The organism is Actinoallomurus acaciae (genome assembly GCF_042429965.1).
GTDB classification, from domain to species: domain Bacteria; phylum Actinomycetota; class Actinomycetes; order Streptosporangiales; family Streptosporangiaceae; genus Actinoallomurus; species Actinoallomurus acaciae.
In genome coordinates this window covers 9425-9682 of sequence record NZ_JBHLZP010000330.1, presented here as the reverse complement: position 1 = coordinate 9682, position 258 = coordinate 9425, and the positions used below count along the sequence as shown (strand labels likewise).

Genomic DNA, 258 nt, shown 5'->3' with positions numbered 1-258 from the left:
ATTTTGGTGATCGGGCGTTGGCCGGGTCTCAGGAGACGTGGGATTTCACCGCCAAGGCCCAGACCAAATGCATCGTTCTCTCCCTGTCGCGCGAGGCGTTCGACGAACTCGCCGGGCAGTCCGAAGAACTGCGCGACCATCTCGCCGGCCTCCGCGACCAGGAGCGGCCGGCGCAGAACAGACACGGCGAGGCCGCGATCGCGCTGGCGTCGGGACACGCGGGTGAGCCGGTGCTGCCGGGCACGTTCGTGGACTATG

At 67.4% G+C, this 258-nt stretch carries 1 pseudogene; it reads left to right on the top strand.

The window, feature by feature from the left end:
- Positions 1–17: 17 nt before the first annotated feature.
- Positions 18–258: pseudogene (locus tag ACFFNX_RS32920) on the top strand (Crp/Fnr family transcriptional regulator); the annotation flags it as partial.